The 15090-nt window shown below is 67.2% G+C and carries 16 protein-coding genes and 1 riboswitch; of the genes, 8 read left to right on the top strand and 8 right to left on the bottom strand.

Annotated features, from left to right (window positions below):
• Positions 1–148 precede the first annotated feature (148 nt).
• The 5 genes from ACAM55_RS24565 (at position 149) to ACAM55_RS24545 (ending at position 5283) form a co-directional block, all read left to right on the top strand.
• Complete coding sequence (locus tag ACAM55_RS24565) at positions 149–1243, top strand: aminoglycoside phosphotransferase family protein (RefSeq protein ID WP_369654023.1); 1095 nt, start codon at positions 149–151, stop codon at positions 1241–1243.
• A complete protein-coding gene (locus tag ACAM55_RS24560) occupies positions 1244–1978 on the top strand; it encodes a 16S rRNA (uracil(1498)-N(3))-methyltransferase (RefSeq protein WP_369654022.1) in 735 nt (244 codons plus the stop codon).
• 73 nt (positions 1979–2051) lie between these two features.
• Entirely contained in the window at positions 2052–3407 is a 1356-nt protein-coding gene (locus tag ACAM55_RS24555) for a M20/M25/M40 family metallo-hydrolase (RefSeq protein WP_369654021.1), read from the top strand.
• 102 nt (positions 3408–3509) lie between these two features.
• Positions 3510–3965, top strand: a complete 456-nt coding sequence (locus tag ACAM55_RS24550) for a YidB family protein (RefSeq protein ID WP_369654020.1) — start codon at positions 3510–3512, stop codon at positions 3963–3965.
• Positions 3966–4098: 133 nt separating this feature from the next.
• Positions 4099–5283: an MFS transporter gene (locus ACAM55_RS24545; RefSeq protein ID WP_369654019.1), complete on the top strand. Its 1185-nt coding sequence runs from the start codon at positions 4099–4101 to the stop codon at positions 5281–5283.
• Positions 5284–5292: 9 nt separating this feature from the next.
• Here ACAM55_RS24545 and ACAM55_RS24540 read toward each other — a convergent pair whose 3' ends face one another.
• A complete protein-coding gene (locus ACAM55_RS24540; protein ID WP_369656471.1) occupies positions 5293–6144 on the bottom strand; it encodes a lysophospholipase in 852 nt (283 codons plus the stop codon).
• A 14-nt stretch (positions 6145–6158) separates the two neighbouring features.
• Entirely contained in the window at positions 6159–7670 is a 1512-nt protein-coding gene (locus ACAM55_RS24535; protein WP_369654018.1) for a M20 family metallopeptidase, read from the bottom strand.
• Positions 7671–7761: 91 nt separating this feature from the next.
• Here ACAM55_RS24535 and ACAM55_RS24530 point away from each other — a divergent pair, with 91 nt between their 5' ends.
• The gene (locus ACAM55_RS24530; RefSeq protein WP_369654017.1) at positions 7762–8559 is read left to right on the top strand and encodes a DUF72 domain-containing protein; all 798 of its coding nucleotides are present in this window, start codon (positions 7762–7764) and stop codon (positions 8557–8559) included.
• Here ACAM55_RS24530 and ACAM55_RS24525 read toward each other — a convergent pair whose 3' ends face one another.
• Entirely contained in the window at positions 8560–9075 is a 516-nt protein-coding gene (locus tag ACAM55_RS24525; RefSeq protein ID WP_369654016.1) for a polymer-forming cytoskeletal protein, read from the bottom strand. It abuts the gene before it with no gap.
• Between the two features lie 136 nt (positions 9076–9211).
• Between ACAM55_RS24525 and ACAM55_RS24520 the strand changes: the two genes are divergently transcribed.
• Entirely contained in the window at positions 9212–10141 is a 930-nt protein-coding gene (locus tag ACAM55_RS24520; RefSeq protein WP_369654015.1) for an ion transporter, read from the top strand.
• Here ACAM55_RS24520 and ACAM55_RS24515 read toward each other — a convergent pair.
• From ACAM55_RS24515 to ACAM55_RS24500, 4 genes are all read right to left on the bottom strand, one after another.
• A complete protein-coding gene (locus ACAM55_RS24515) occupies positions 10086–10676 on the bottom strand; it encodes a YigZ family protein (protein ID WP_369654014.1) in 591 nt (196 codons plus the stop codon). The genes ACAM55_RS24520 and ACAM55_RS24515 overlap by 56 nt on opposite strands.
• 34 nt (positions 10677–10710) lie before the next feature.
• Positions 10711–11298, bottom strand: coding sequence for a methionine biosynthesis protein MetW (metW, locus tag ACAM55_RS24510; protein WP_369654013.1), 588 nt, complete (start codon positions 11296–11298; stop codon positions 10711–10713).
• Entirely contained in the window at positions 11295–12479 is a 1185-nt protein-coding gene (locus ACAM55_RS24505; protein ID WP_369654012.1) for a homoserine O-acetyltransferase, read from the bottom strand. The genes metW and ACAM55_RS24505 overlap by 4 nt, the downstream gene beginning before the upstream one ends.
• Positions 12480–12608: 129 nt before the next feature.
• Positions 12609–13172: a TMEM165/GDT1 family protein gene (locus ACAM55_RS24500; protein WP_369654011.1), complete on the bottom strand. Its 564-nt coding sequence runs from the start codon at positions 13170–13172 to the stop codon at positions 12609–12611.
• 16 nt (positions 13173–13188) lie between these two features.
• A riboswitch (yybP-ykoY riboswitch) is annotated at positions 13189–13364 on the bottom strand.
• Between the two features lie 261 nt (positions 13365–13625).
• Here ACAM55_RS24500 and ACAM55_RS24495 point away from each other — a divergent pair.
• On the top strand, positions 13626–14201 hold the full coding sequence (locus tag ACAM55_RS24495) for an RNA recognition motif domain-containing protein (RefSeq protein WP_369654010.1): 576 nt from the start codon (positions 13626–13628) through the stop codon (positions 14199–14201).
• 91 nt (positions 14202–14292) lie between these two features.
• On the opposite strand, the gene ACAM55_RS24490 is transcribed toward ACAM55_RS24495, so the two are convergent.
• Positions 14293–15075, bottom strand: a complete 783-nt coding sequence (locus ACAM55_RS24490; RefSeq protein ID WP_369654009.1) for an SDR family oxidoreductase — start codon at positions 15073–15075, stop codon at positions 14293–14295.
• Between the last annotated feature and the right edge of the window lie 15 nt (positions 15076–15090).

The raw sequence follows: 15090 nt of genomic DNA, 5'->3' as shown, positions 1-15090 counted from the left end.
TTGGATCGTAGGCATCGGTCAGGAACGAAGGATCGTCGGGAGGACGGCGCGGCAGGCCGGCAGGTTGCGGGAGCCGGCGGCAGCCCTGTTCGACCGGGGAGGACCGCAGGAGTTGCCGCGCCGGGCGGATTTGTAGAATCGATTATCCATGACAGCACCCCCGCCCCCGGCTTCCGAGCCTACCCCCTCCGCCGAGGCCATTCCCTGGACCGATCCGCAGCGGGCCGCGACCTTCCGGCACTGGCTGGCCGGCATCTCCGCCACGCACCGCCTGCTGCCCGAAACCGTGCGCCTTGCGTCAGCCGACGCGAGCTTTCGGCGCTACTTCCGGGTCGACTCGACGGAGGCTTGCGGCACCCGCATCGTGATGGATGCGCCGCCGGACAAGGAAAACAGCGAGCCCTTCGTACAGGTCGCCCGCTTGATGGCCGACGCCGGCGTCACGGCGCCGCGGGTGCTCGAATGGGACCGGGTGAACGGCTTCCTGCTGCTCGACGATCTCGGCCGCCAGACCATGCTCGACGTGATCGACCCGGCCCGGCCCGACGCGAGCCGTCCGCTCTACGACCAGGCCATCGACGCGCTGATCCGCTGGCAGCTGGCCTCCAGGCCGGGCGTGCTGCCGCCCTACGACCGCGCGCTGCTGGAGCGCGAACTGGCGCTTTTTCCCGAGTGGTACATCGGCCGCCACCGCGGCATTGCCGTCGAGGGCAAGCTCAAGGAGCGGCTGGAGCGCAGCTTCAAGCTCATCGTCGAGAGCAACCTGGCCTCGCCGAGCGTCTATGTGCACCGCGACTTCATGCCGCGCAACCTGATGGTCCGGGATGGAGCCGATCTCGGCGTGCTCGACTTCCAGGACGCGGTCTACGGCCCGATCACCTATGACATCGCGAGCCTGATGCGCGATGCCTTCCTGAGCTGGGACGAGGAATTCGTGCTCGACGTCACCATCCGCTACTGGGAGGCCGCCCGCAAGGCCGGGCTGCCGGTCGACGCCGATTTCGGCGCTTTCTACCGCTCGGTCGAATGGATGGGGCTGCAGCGCCACCTCAAGGTCGCCGGCATCTTCGCCCGCCTGACGCTGCGGGACGGCAAGCCCCGCTACCTGGCCGACACGCCCCGATTCATCGCTTACATCCGCTCCACGGCCAGCCGCTACATGGAACTGACGCCGCTGCTGCGCGTGATCGACGAAATCGAAGGCAGCTCGGCGCTCACCGGCTTCGTCTACGGTCGGCCCTAGATGCCCCGTTTCCATTGCCCGGTGCCGCTGACTGCGGGTGCCACGTTCGAACTGCCACCCGGCGCGGCGCGCCACGTGCAGGTGCTGCGGATGCAACCCGGCGACGCGCTCACGCTGTTCGACGGCTCGGGCGGCGAATACGCGGCCACGGTCGAGCGCATGGGGCGCAGCGACGTTTCGGTGACGCTTGGCGTTCACGCGGCCACGGAGCGCGAAGCGGGGCGCGCGGTGCATCTCGCGGTCGGCATGCCCGCCAACGAGCGCATGGACTGGCTGGTCGAGAAAGCCACCGAACTGGGTGTCGCGAGCATCCAGCCGCTGGCAACGGCCCATGGCGTGCTGCGCCTCTCGGGCGAACGCGCCGAAAAGAAGAGGGCCCATTGGGAGGCGATTGCCATTGCGGCCTGCGAGCAATGCGGCCGCAACCGCGTGCCGGTGATCCATCCGGTGCGGCCGTTCTCCAACCCCTCGGCCTGGATCGATGCCAACACCGGCGCCGCCGCGCTGCGCCTTGTCTTGAGCCTCGCCGAAGGCACGCGGCGCCTGGCCGATGCCACGGCATCGACGCCGGGCGATCGCAGCGTGCTGGTGCTGAGCGGCCCCGAAGGCGGCCTGAGCGGCGCCGAAGAGCAGGAGGCCCTGTCATGCGGCTTTGCGCCGGTCACTCTCGGGCCGCGCGTGCTGCGCGCCGAGACGGCGGCGCTCGCCGCGCTGGTGTCGCTCACCGGAGCCTAGCCTTGTTTCCGTGAGGCGTGCGTGCCTCAACCGTTCGCCACAACAGACGAGAGAAGAGAAGGACCTTTACGCCATGCTTCGTTCACCACGCGCCCTCCGGCTTGCGCCCCTTGTTCTGGCCATGTTCTGCGCCATGCAGGGCGCGCAAGCCCAGAACACCGCCGTGGCACCCACGCCCGCGCAGGTCGGTCCCGAGGTGGAAAAAGCCTTCACCCAGCTGATGGCGGCGCCCGCGATCCAGAAGCTGCTCGACGCGGTCAAGGCCGACCATGACCGCGCGGTCGAAGACCTGAAGATGCTGACCGAGATCGAGGCACCGCCATTCAAGGAGCAAAAGCGCGCCGAAGCCTTCCTCGCGCGCATGAAGGCGCTGGGCCTCGCCGACGCGAAGATCGATGCCGAAGGCAACGTGGTCGGCCTGCGCAAGGGCACGGGCAACGGGCCCAAGCTGCTGATCTCGGCCCACCTCGACACCGTGTTTCCCGCCGGCACCGACGTGAAGGTGAAGGAGCGCGACGGCAAGCTCTACGCACCCGGCATTGCAGACGACACGCGCGGCCTCTCGGTGCTGCTGTCGTGGCTCAAGGTGCTCAACGACAACAAGGTGCAGACGGTGGGCGACCTGCTGTTCGTCGGCAATGTCGGCGAGGAAGAACTGGGCAACCTGCGCGGCATGAAGGCGATCTTCCGCAACCACCTGGACATCGACGGCATGGTCGGACTCGAACCCGCAGCCGACGGCACGGTCCTGATGCTCGGCACGGGCAGCCACCGCTACGAAGTCACGTTCAAGGGCCCGGGCGGCCACAGCTTCGGCGCCTTCGGCCAGGTGCCCAGCGCAATCCACGGCATGGGCCGCGCCATTGCCAAGATCGCCGAGGTGCGCACGCCAAGCTTCCCGAAGACCACCTTCACGGTCGGCACCGTGGGCGGCGGCACCTCGGTCAACACCATTGCGCCCGATGCGCGCATGGCCATCGACATCCGCTCCGACGAAATGGCGCCGCTGCTCGAGACCGAGAAGAAGATCCTCGCGGCCATCGACGAAGCGGTGGCCGAAGAGAACAAGCGCTGGAACGTGACGACGCTCAGCGCAAGCAACAAGCTGATCGGCGACCGGCCAGGCGGCCGGACGCCCTCCGACTCGGTCATGGTGGAAGCGGCCGTCCGCTCGAACACGGCTTTCGGCCACAAGACGCTGCTGCGCGGCGGCAGCACCGACGCCAACGTGCCGATGTCGTACGGCATCCCGGCCATCATCATCGGCGGGGGCGGCAAGTCCACCGGCTTTCACGCCCTGAGCGAGTCGATCGACGTGACAGACGCATGGAAAGGCGCGCAGAATTCGCTCGTCACGGTGCTCGGCCTGGTGGGCGTGCAAGGGGTCAGTCCCGCATTGCTGCCCAAACGGCCGGCACGTACCCGGTAATTTGTCACACGGCGCGGCGATAGTGGGCGCCTCCGCCGTCGGCTCGCGGTCCGTTTGCGTTGGAAAATGCGGGCGGTTCTGTCACACACCAAGGAAATGGCCATGGGATTGCTCGATTCGGTACTCGGTCAGGTGCTCGGAGGCGCAGCCCAACAGCAGCAGCAACCGCAAGGCGGCGGGATGGGAGATCTCGGCGGCCTGGCCGGCGCGCTGGGCGGACTGCTCGCCAACAACGGCAGCGCAGGGGGCCTGGGAGGGCTGGTCTCGAAGTTCGAGCAGGCCGGCATGGGCGACGTGATCGGCTCCTGGATCGGCAAGGGAGAAAACCAGCCGGTGTCCGGCGACCAGTTGCAGGACGCACTGGGCAGCGACACCATTGCCAGCATCGCGTCCAGGCTCGGCATCAATGCGCAAACGCTGCTGCCCATGCTGGCCACCTTGCTGCCGGTTCTCATCGACCGGCTCACGCCGCAGGGCAAGGTGCCGGAGCAGGGCCTCGGCGACCAGAGCGATCTCCTGGCTTCGCTCGGCGGCCTGCTCCAGAACAAGCAGCCCTGAGCCATTGGCTCATCGAGAATTCCAGCGCCCGTGCGGGCGCTTTCTTTTGGCCTGCGCATTTCGGCTGGCGCACCGGGAGCGAATCGCGTAGAACCTCAGCCTCCATGCCGCTGCGCGCCTTCGCCACTTTTCCATGAACCGCAACCTTTGGCTGCTCGCCATCTGCCAGGGCCTGTTCCTGACCAACAACGTCACCTTCATCGCCATCAACGGGCTGGTGGGGCTGAGCATCGCACCGCGCGGCTGGATGGCCACGCTGCCCGTCATGGGCTACGTGGTGGGCGGCGCGCTCACCACCGGGCTGGTGGCGCGCACCCAGCAGCGATTCGGCCGTCGCGGCTCGTTCCAGATCGGACTCGCGGTGGCGCTGGGTTCAGCCTTGCTGTGCGCGTTCGCGGCTGTGTCGAAGAATTTCTGGCTCTTGTGCCTTGCAACGGTAGTGGCCGGCTACTACAACGCCAACGCGGGCCTCTATCGCTTTGCCGCCGCCGAACTTGCGGCGCCGGCCTGGCGCGAGAAGGCCGTGTCGCTGGTGATGGCCGGCGGGTTGATCGGCGCGGTGGCGGGGCCCAACCTGGCGGCCGCCACGCGCGAAGTGTTTGCGGTGCCGTTCGCGGGTGCCTACATCGCGCTGGCGGCGGTGGCACTGCTGTCGATGCTGGTCATGCGGTTCATCGACTTTCCCGCCACGCTGACTCGCCAGCAGGCGATGGGCGGGCGGCCGCTCTCGGAAATCATCCGGCAGCCGGTGTTCATCGTCGCAGCCGCGGCGGGTGCACTAGGCTACGGCGTGATGAACCTGCTGATGGCCGCCACGCCGATCGCCATGCAGATCTGCAGCCTGCCGTTTTCCGATGCCGCCCTGGTGCTCGAATGGCATGTGATCGGCATGTTCGCGCCGGGCTTCTTCACCGGACACCTCATCCGCCGCTTTGGCGCGCTGCCCGTGATGGGCGTGGGGCTCGCGCTCAACCTCGGCTGCATCGCCGTTGCGCTGTCGGGCGTGGAGCTGCAGCACTTCCTGGTGGCGCTGTGCCTCCTGGGCGTGGGCTGGAATTTCCTGTTCACCGGCAGCACGACGCTGTCACTGACGGCCTACACCGCCGAAGAGCGCGACCGGGCGCAGGGCGCGCTCAACTTCTGCGTGTTCGCGACGCTGGCGCTGACCTCGTTCGCCTCGGGCGTGCTGGTCACGACGCAAGGCTGGCAGTTGCTGAACTACGGTTCGCTGGTGCCGGTGGTGCTCACGGGGGCGGCATTGCTGTGGCTTGCGCAGACGCGCCGGCGCGCTGCCGCTGCCGCTGCCGCGGGCGCCTGAAACGCCCCTTCAGTTCGGCGGAAAGCGCTTGTCGAGCCAGCGCTGCAGCGCGGCGAACACCGGCTGGGCATCCAGCTCGTTGAATATCTCGTGGTACAGGGATTCGAAGCATCGCGCTTCGACCATGCCGCTGGGCGCGGCCGCCTCGGCGAAGGCACGGCTGGCAGCCGGCACCACCAGACGGTCGTCGCCCGCGTAGATGAGCAAGGTGGGGACCGGCCAATGCGCCGCAGCCTGCTGCACAAGAGCCCCTTCGTGCGCGAGAAAGCGGGCCAGCCGGCCACCGATGCGGTCGTGCGTGAGCGGATCGTCACGGTAGGCCTGCACCACGGCGCGGTCATGCGAAAGAAAATTGTCGTCCAGCCCATTGCCGACGCGAAGCGTGGGCGCAATGCGCGGCAGCACCGCGAGCAGCGCCTTCTGGAATCCGTTCAGGCCGGGATCGAGCCCCGGCGAGGACAGCACCAGCCCGTCGACCAGCCGTACGCCGCGCGCCACCAGGCTGGCCGCGACCAGCCCGCCCAGGCTGTGGCCCAGCAGCACCAGCGGCAATTCCGGGTTCTCGCGCCGCGCGTCGTCGATGACCAGCGCGAGGTCGTCGACCAGCCGCAACTCGCTCGGCAGGCCGCCGCGCGCGCCGGACGACTCGCCGTGCCCGTGATGGTCATGCGCCCACACCGCGAAGCCCCACCTGTGCAGGCGCTCGGCCAATGCCTGATAGCGGCCGGCATGCTCGCCGAGGCCATGCACCAGCACCACCACGGCGCGCGACGCGCCGGCCGCGGGAAAGCGGCGCAGCAACAGCGTCTCGCCGTCGGGCGTGGACAGCGAAACGCGCTGCGGCGGCAAAGGTGGCGTCAGCGGCGCGGGTCCGTTCAAGCGGCGACCGGCTCCGCGGCCGCAGCGCGATGCGCAGCCGGCAAGGCCGCAATCACCTCGGCCACGGCGGCCGTGAGCTTCTTGGCGTAGGGCACATGCAGGAATTCGTTGGGTCCGTGCGCATTGCTCTTCGGTCCGAGCACGCCGCAAACCATCATCTGCGCCCTCGGGAAGCCGGCGCTCAGCATGTTCATCAGCGGGATGGTGCCGCCCTGGCCGATGTAGCCGCAGGAGGCGCCGAAGTGCGCCCGAGAGGCCTTGTTGAGTGCGTCTTCGAACCAGGGCGTGATCGTCGGCGCATTCCAGCCGGTGGCACCGCCACCGCTTTCGAAGGTCACGCGCGCCTGGTAGGGCGCGTTGTCTTCGAGCAGCGTCTTCAGCTGCTGCACCGCTTCGGCCGCATCGATCAGCGGCGGCAGGCGCAGCGAGAGCTTGAAGGCGGTGTAGGGGCGCAGCACGTTGCCGGCGTCCTTCAAGGCCGGAAAGCCTTCGGCGCCCGTGACCGACAGCGTGGGCTTCCAGGTGCGGTTGAGCAGCGCTTCCACCGGGTCGGTGGTGGTCGGCAGCGCGAACATGGTGGAGCCGCCGCAGTCGTAGTGCGCCCACGGAAAGCGCTTGTAGACCTCTTCGCCGAGGATGGCCGCGGTGGCCCTGGCCTGCGCCAGGCGGTCGGCCGGCACTTCGCAATGGAAGCTCGCGGGCAGCAGGCGGCCGGTGGCGCTGTCTTCGAGGCGGTCGAGCACCTGCCGCATGATGCGGAAGCTCGAGGGCACCAGGCCCGAGGCGTCGCCCGAGTGGATGCCTTCGGTCAGCACCTCGACCTTGAGCGTGCCGCTGGCCATGCCGCGCAGCGAGGTGGTGAGCCACAGCTGGTCGTAGTTGCCGGCGCCGGAGTCCAGGCAGATCACCAGCTCGACATTGCCCAGCCGCGGACGCAGCGCGTCGACGTATGGCAGCAGGTCGTAGGAGCCGCTTTCCTCGCAGGTCTCGATCAGGCCCACGATCCGCGGATGCGCCGCGCCCTGGCTTTTGAGCGCCTGCAGCGCGGCAATGCTGGCATAGACCGCATAGCCGTCGTCGGCGCCGCCGCGGCCGTAAAGCAGGCCGTTCTCGTACTTGGGCGTCCAGGGGCCGAGGTCGTTGCGCCAGCCGGTGAATTCGGGTTGCTTGTCGAGGTGGCCGTACATCAGCACGGTCTCGCCCATGTCGGTGCCGGTGGCCGGCACTTCGAAGAACAGCACCGGCGTGCGGCCTTCGAGGCGCACGATCTCCAGCTTCAGGCCCTCGACCTTCTGCGCCTCGACCCACGCGGCCGCGTTGCGCAGCACCGTTTCAAGGTAACCGTGGGCGGCCCACTCGGTATCGAAGCCGGGCGACTTGGCGGGAATGGCGATGTAGTCGGTGAGTTGCTTGACGATGTCGCCGTCCCATCGGGCGCTGACATCGTACAGGGCGCGCTCGGCGTCGAGCGTTGCGGCGGGCATTTCGCGGTGCAGGGGGGCGTTCATCGGGGGGTTCTCCGCGGGTGACGAAAAAACGCATTTTGCGCCCGCGCGCGACCCCGCGTAGAGTGCGGGCGATCTCAACCCGGAGCGCAATGTGAGCAAGGCAACATCGACTCGGAACCCGGTGGATATCAAGGTAGGCATCGGCGGCTGGACCTACGAGCCCTGGCGCGACAACTTCTATCCCAAGGGGCTCGCGCATGCCAAGGAATTGCGCTATGCGAGCCGCCAGGTGAGCGCCATCGAGATCAACGGCACCTACTACAGCACCTTCAAGCCCGAGACCTTCCGCAAATGGCACGACGAGGTGCCGGACGACTTCATGTTCTCGATGAAAGCCTCGCGCTTCACCACGAATCGCAAGGTGCTTGCCACCGCGGGAGACTCGATCAAGCGCTTCATCGAAAGCGGCGTGGTCGAACTGGGCGACAAGCTCGGCCCGATCGTGTGGCAGTTCATGCCCACCAAGCAGTTCGATGCGGAAGACTTCGAGGCTTTTCTGGAGCTGCTGCCGAAGAAGGAGGGCAGCCGCGTGCTGCGCCACGTGATGGACGTGCGGCACGAAAGCTTCATCACGCCCGCCTACCAGGCGCTCGCGAAGAAGCACAAGGTGTCGACCGTGTTCACCGACGCAGACAAGTTCCCGTCGTTCGAGGAGCCCGAGGGCGACTTTGCCTATGCACGGCTCATGATGGCCGACGCCAAGTTCAAGACCGGCTATGCGCCGAAAGCGCTCGACAGCTGGGCCGAGCGCGCGCAGCAATGGGCCGAATCGCCCAGCAAGCGCGAGGTGTTCGTCTACTTCATCAACGGCGCCAAAGAAAAAGCACCGGCCGCGGCCGGTGCCTTGCTGGAGCGCCTGGGTTGGAAGCCGCCTGAAGAAGCAGCCTGATCAGGCCGCGGCTTGCAGCGACGGCTTGGCGCCGAAGCTGATCTCGCCCGACAGCTGGCCGCCTTCCTCGATCACGATCTTGCCGTAGCGGATCTTGCCGGTGACCTTGCCGGTCGAATGGATCACGAGCTTTTCGCGCACCGTGAGGTTGCCGTCGAACACGCCGCGGATTTCGGCGATGTCGATTTCAGCCGAGCCCTTGAACTCGCCCTGTTCGGCGATCTGCATCAGGCGCGAGTCCATCGTGGCCTCGACCAGGCCTTCGACCACGAGCGTGTCGCAGTCGGTGATCTCGACGCCCTTGAGCTTGATGTTGGGGCCGACGGTGAGCTTGCTGCCGCCTTCCTTGGCGGGTGCAGTCGCTGCGGTGAGGCCGCCTTGCTGAGCGGTCAGCGATGAAGGGTTGACGGGCGAACCCGAGAGATTGGTACCCGAACCCACCAGCGGCGCGGGGCGGGAGGTCAACGAGTCGGTGTCACGATCACGCTTGCCGAAAAAGGGGGACTGTGTAGCCAATGGGGAGCTCCTCAACAAAGGGGCTATCGTAAGAACCCCCTCGCGGCCTGCGGCACTTCATTGCGCAAGAAACGTAACTGAATAAATCCCATGGCCGTCCGACAATGGCGCTCTCCAGTGCCTCCGGCCCCGCAAGATGACCCGATCGAACACCGCCCCCGCTGCCCGGACCTTCGCCATCTCTTCGACCATCGATGCGCGCTTCGACAAGCCGGCGGGCGGCTGGCGGCACCGGCTGTTCACGGTGATCTTCGAGGCCGACACGCGCGCGGGCCTGCTCTTCGACCTGGCCTTGATCGCCGTGATCGTGACCAGCGTGCTGGTGGTGATCCTCGACAGCGTGCAGTCGATCCGCGAGCAATGGCGGCCTGTGTTCAACGTGCTCGAATGGACGTTCACCATCCTGTTCACGCTCGAATACATCGCGCGGCTCGCCTGCGTGAACAAGCCGCTGCGCTATGCGCTGAGTTTCTATGGCGTGATCGACCTGCTTGCGCTGCTGCCGACCTTCCTGGTGGCGCTCGCGCCCGAGCTTGCCTACCTCATCGACGTGCGCGTCCTGCGGCTGCTGCGCGTGTTCCGCATCTTCAAGCTGTCGCGCTACTCGGTGGAATACCGTGCACTGGTCTCGGCCGTGGCCGCGAGCCGCCGCAAGATCACGGTGTTCGTCGGCTTCGTGATGCTGGTGGTGCTGGTGATGGGCACGCTGATGTACGTGGTGGAAGGCCCGGTGCACGGCTTCACCAGCATTCCGGTCGCAATCTACTGGGCCATCTCGACCATGGCCACGGTGGGCTTCGGCGACCTCGTGCCCAAGACGGATCTCGGCCGTGCCATTGCCTCGGTGATGATGCTGCTGGGCTGGGGCGTATTGGCCGTGCCGACCGGCATCGTCACGGCCGAGATGGCGCGCCGCGGCCCCGACGACGATGGGGCGCCTGTGCCATTGGGGGGGCGGGGCGTGCTGGCGATGGTGCCGCCCTCGGCCCCGGCGGCTCCCGCGCGGCGGCTCACGCCTGCTGCCAGACGGCGCGCCCTTGCGCAGCATCGTCGAGGCGGGCGATGAAGCTGCAGGCCTCGGGCTCGGGCAGCGTGAACGTGAAGTCCACCGCGTCGCCATGCCGCACCTCGACCAGCGAGGCGCCGGCCGCGGCGGCGATCTCGCGCCGCACCAGCCCCTCGAGCGCATAGGGCACGGCGCATTGCAGCAGCCGCTGGCGCACCAGCGGAACCAGCGTCGCCCCGAGGCAGGCCTGCGCCACGGCATCGGTGTAGGCCCGCACGAGCCCGCCCGCGCCCAGCTTGATGCCGCCGAAGTAGCGGACCACCGTGGCGAGCACGCCTTCGAGCTGCTGGTGCCGCAGCACCTCGAGCATCGGCCGTCCGGCGGTGCCGCCCGGCTCGCCATCGTCGTTGGCCGCCGATTGGCCGCCCGCCATGAGGGCCCAGCAGACATGCGCGGCGGCAGGGTGTTCGTTGCGAAGCGATGCCACCACGGCCAGGGCTGCGGCCCGGTCGGCCACCGGCTGCACGCAGCCGATGAAGCGGCTCTTCTTGACCAGCAGTTCGCTGTGCGCCGGTTGCGAGAGCGTGAAGCTCATGGGGCGGCCGTTTTCAGTCAGGGCACGGAATCGCTCAGCGCTCCCGCTCGAACTTGAACACGGCCGTACCCGCCCGCGCATTGGGCAGCCAGCGCACGCTGCGGCCTTCCTGCACGCCGAAGGCATCGAGCACGCGCAGGCTGTTCTTCTGCGCCAGCACCTCGAAGTCCTTGAAAGTGCCGACCCGGATGTTGGGCGTGTCGTACCACTGGTAGGGCAGGCGGCGCGTCACCGGCATGCGGCCGCGGGCGATGCTGATGCGGTTGGGCCAATGCGCAAAGTTGGGGAAGGCCACGATGCCGATGCGGCCCACGCGCGCTGTTTCGCGCAGCATGATCTCGGCATTGCGCAAGTGCTGCAGCGTGTCGATCTGCAGCACCACGTCGAACGTGGCGTCGTCGAACACCGCCAGTCCTTCGTCGAGGTTCAGCTGGATCACGTCGACACCGCGGCGGATGCACTGCAGCACGTTGCCGTCGGCAATTTCCACGCCGTAGCCGGTGCAGCCGCGCTCGCGCTGCAGCAGGTCGAGCATGGCGCCGTCGCCGCAGCCGAGGTCGAGCACGCGCGAGCCCTCGGGCACGAGATTGGCGATGAGGCGCTGGGTTTCGATGTCGCTCATTGGGTCAGCTCCGCGCTTCCTTCGGCCTGGATCTCGTGCGCCACGCGCTCGAAATAGGACCGCACCACGCCCATGTAGCGCACGTCGTCGAGCAGGAAGGCATCGTGCCCGTGCGGCGCGTCGATCTCGGCGTAGCTCACGTTGCGGCGGTTGTCGAGCAGCGCCTTCACCAGTTCGCGGCTGCGCGCGGGCGAGAAGCGCCAATCGGTCTTGAAGCTCACGAGCAGGAACTTGGCCGTGGCGCGCGCGAGGGCCACGCTGAGGTTGCCGCCATGGGCGCGCGCAGGGTCGAAGTAGTCGAGTGCGCGCGTGATCAGGAGGTAGGTGTTGGCGTCGAAGTACTCGCTGAACTTGTCGCCCTGGTAGCGCAGGTAGCTCTCGATCTGGAATTCGATCTCCTGCGTGGAATAGCGGTAGTCCAGCCCCGCCGCCTCGCCTTCGACCGCGCTGCGCAGGATGCGTCCGAACTTCTCGTTCATGACGTCGTCGCTCAGGTAGGTGATGTGGCCGATCATCCGCGCGATGCGCAGGCCGCGCTTGGGTATGACGCCGTGCTCGTAGAAGTGGCCGCCATGGAAATCGGGGTCGGTGACGATCGCGCGGCGCGCCACTTCATTGAAGGCGATGTTCTCGGCCGTGAGGTTGGGGGCACTCGCCACCACCACGGCGTGGCGCACGCGGTCGGGGTACTGCAGCGTCCACGACAGCGCCTGCATGCCGCCCAGGCTGCCGCCCATCACCGCCGCGAGCGTGCGGATGCCGAGCGCATCGAGCAGCGCGGCCTGGGCATCGACCCAGTCCTCGACCGTGACCACCGGAAAGTCGGCACCATAGACACGGCCGGTGGCGGGGTTCACATGCATCGGCCCGGTCGAGCCGAAACAGGAACCGAGGTTGTTCACGCCGATCACGAAGAAGCGGTCGGTGTCCACCGGCTTGCCCGGGCCCACCATGTTGTCCCACCAGCCTTCGGACTTGGCCTGGCCTTCGTAGATGCCGGCGACATGGTGCGACGCATTGAGCGCGTGGCACACCAGCACCGCATTGCTGCGCTCGGCATTCAAGGTGCCGTAGGTTTCGTAGGCGAGCGTGTAGCCGCCGAGCGAGGCGCCGCTGCGCAAGGCCAGCGGGCCCGCGAACTGCATCGACTGCGAAGAGACGACCAAAGGAGGTGACGACATCAATAAAAAACCCGGCCTCGCCAAAAACGAGCCGGGTTGTTCGCCAACTGACTGTCTTTAGCTGAATTTATAAAGCGCCCGCAAGCTGAAGCAAATCGGCGCAGGAAGCAGTATATCGCCCCCACCGGACTACCAGCCGACGATCATCACGATGCCGAGCACGAGGAAGATCGCGGCCGAGATGCCGTGCACGAGCTTGATCGGCACGCGCTTCACGAGCTTTTCGCCGAGCCAGACAACCGGGGCGTTGGCCAGCATCATGCCGAGCGTTGTGCCCGCGACCACCCAGACGTAGGCCTGCGTGAAGCGCGCGGCCAGCATGACGGTCGCGATCTGGGTCTTGTCGCCCATCTCGGCCAGGAAGAACGCGACGAGCGTTGTACCGAAGACGCCGTAGTGCGAGGCGGCGGGAGCGTCGTCTTCGTCGAGCTTGTCGGGAATCAGCATCCACGCGGCCATGGCGATGAACGAGCCGCCCAGGATCCAGCGCAGGAGCTCGGGGCCGAGCCAACGGGTGATGTAGTTGCCGACCGCGCCGGCCAGTGCATGGTTGACGATGGTGGCGGCGAAGATGCCGAGCACGATCGGCCAGGGTTTTCTGAAACGAGCCGCGAGCAAGAGGGCCAGCAACTGGGTCTTGTCGCCCATTTCGGCGAGCGCGACCACGCCGGTTGCAACGAGAAAAGCTTCCATGAGGGCAGGGGTTCCTTGGGCCGAAGGACGCAATTGACCGTGCAACACCTTCGGCCATATTCCCGAAGTTGCACGGTCAAAGGTCTCGCCAGGTGATTCACTGCACGCGCCATGTCCTGTGTGGGGCAGGACAAGTCTGTTGACGCGGGCCCTTCTCGCGGTGGAAGGCGGCTACTCCCCAATGACGCTCGGGATTCTACCTAACCGGCCGGCTGCCCCCCGCCGGGCTGTAAGCGGGCGCTAGCTTTTCGAATTTTTTGGAGGCCCTGCCGGAAGCAGCAAATTCCTGCTTGCATTTCACATATTTCACCCATAATGCACGAGCCTCCCTCTTCATTTTGCTGGGAGGAAGTTCGGTGATCGGTCAGTTTCGCGCGACTCGACGGCTCTCGTTTGAGTGATGCTTCAGGGACTCCGTCGCTTTTCTTGCTATGTGTTTATAGGAGTCCCTTGATGGGCAACAAACTGTACGTCGGCAACCTGCCTTACTCGGTGCGCGACGGTGATCTCGAACAGGCTTTTGGACAATTCGGTTCGGTGACCAGTGCCAAGGTCATGATGGAACGCGACACCGGCCGATCGAAGGGCTTCGGCTTCGTCGAGATGGGCAGCGACGCGGAAGCGCAAGCCGCCATCAACGGCATGAACGGCCAGCCCCTGGGCGGCCGCAGCGTCGTCGTCAATGAAGCACGTCCCATGGAAGCACGTCCCCCGCGCAGCGGTGGTGGCGGCTACGGCGGCGGTGGTGGTGGTTATGGCGGCGGTGGTGGCGGTGGCTACGGCGGCGGCGGTGGCGGCTACGGTGGTGGCGGCTACGGTGGTGGCGGCGATCGCAGTGGCGGCGGCGGTGGCCGTTCCGGCGGTGGTGGCGGCTACGGCGGCGGCGGTGGTGGCCGAAGTGGCGGTGGCGGCGGTGGTGGCGACGGCGGTTTCCGCAGCCCTTACGGCGCCGGTCCTCGCGGCGGTGGTGGCGGTGGCCGCTCCGGCGGTGGCGGCGGCTACGGCGGCGGTGGAAACAGCGGCTACTGAGCCTTGCACCCCGGCTCACACAGGCAAAAGGCTCCCTCGGGAGCCTTTTTCATTGGGATGGACGCGAAGGAGGCGGCCCCCGAGGAAAGGCTCAGCTTTCGCCGCTGCGCTTCTTGCGGGCGCGGCCTTGCACGGCAAGGTCGAGCAAGGCGTTCGGCAGCATGCGCATCAGCTTGGCGACCACGCCCATCTGCCAGGGGATGACGCGGTAGCTGGTGCCGGCCTCGATGGCGCGCAGCGCCTGGTCCGCAAAGTCTTCGGCCTTCATGAGAAAGGGCATGCCGTAGCGGTTGCCCTGCGTCAACGGCGTATCGATGTAGCCCGGGCATAGCGTGACAACCTTGACGCCGCTGTTGTGCAGTTCGCCGCGCAGGCTCTCGCAGTACGCGACCACGCCCGCCTTGCTGGCGCAGTAGGCCCCATGCCCCGGCAAGCCGCGAATGGCCGCAACACTCGCGATGCCGACCAGCCGGCCGCTGCCGCGCTGCCGCATACCCGCAACGAAGGGATGGAAGGTGGCCATGAGGCCCACGTTGTTGGTGGCGAAGGTTCGACCCATCACCTCGATGTCTTCGCGCTCCGCCGTGTCGATGCCCACGCTGATGCCGGCGTTGGCAATCACCACGTCAGGCAGGCCCTGGCGTTCGATGCAGGCGGCGCCAGCAGCCAGGATGCTGTCCGTCTGGGCCACGTCGGCGCTATATATCTGATAGCGGGATGGGTCCAGTTGGCGGGCGGTAGCCCAGGATTCGATTTCGCCCGTGCGCCGGGCGACCAGCGCCAGCCGGTAGCCGGCCCGATAAAAGCTCGCGGCGAGGGCCTGGCCGATGCCGCTCGATGCGCCGGTGATGAAGACAAGCGGGGAGGGGCTCATGCGCGGGTTGTCTTC

The organism is Variovorax sp. V213, assembly GCF_041154455.1.
Classification (GTDB): domain Bacteria; phylum Pseudomonadota; class Gammaproteobacteria; order Burkholderiales; family Burkholderiaceae_C; genus Variovorax.
Note: the sequence above shows the minus strand (reverse complement) of the source record. Positions and strands in the feature narration are given on the sequence as shown.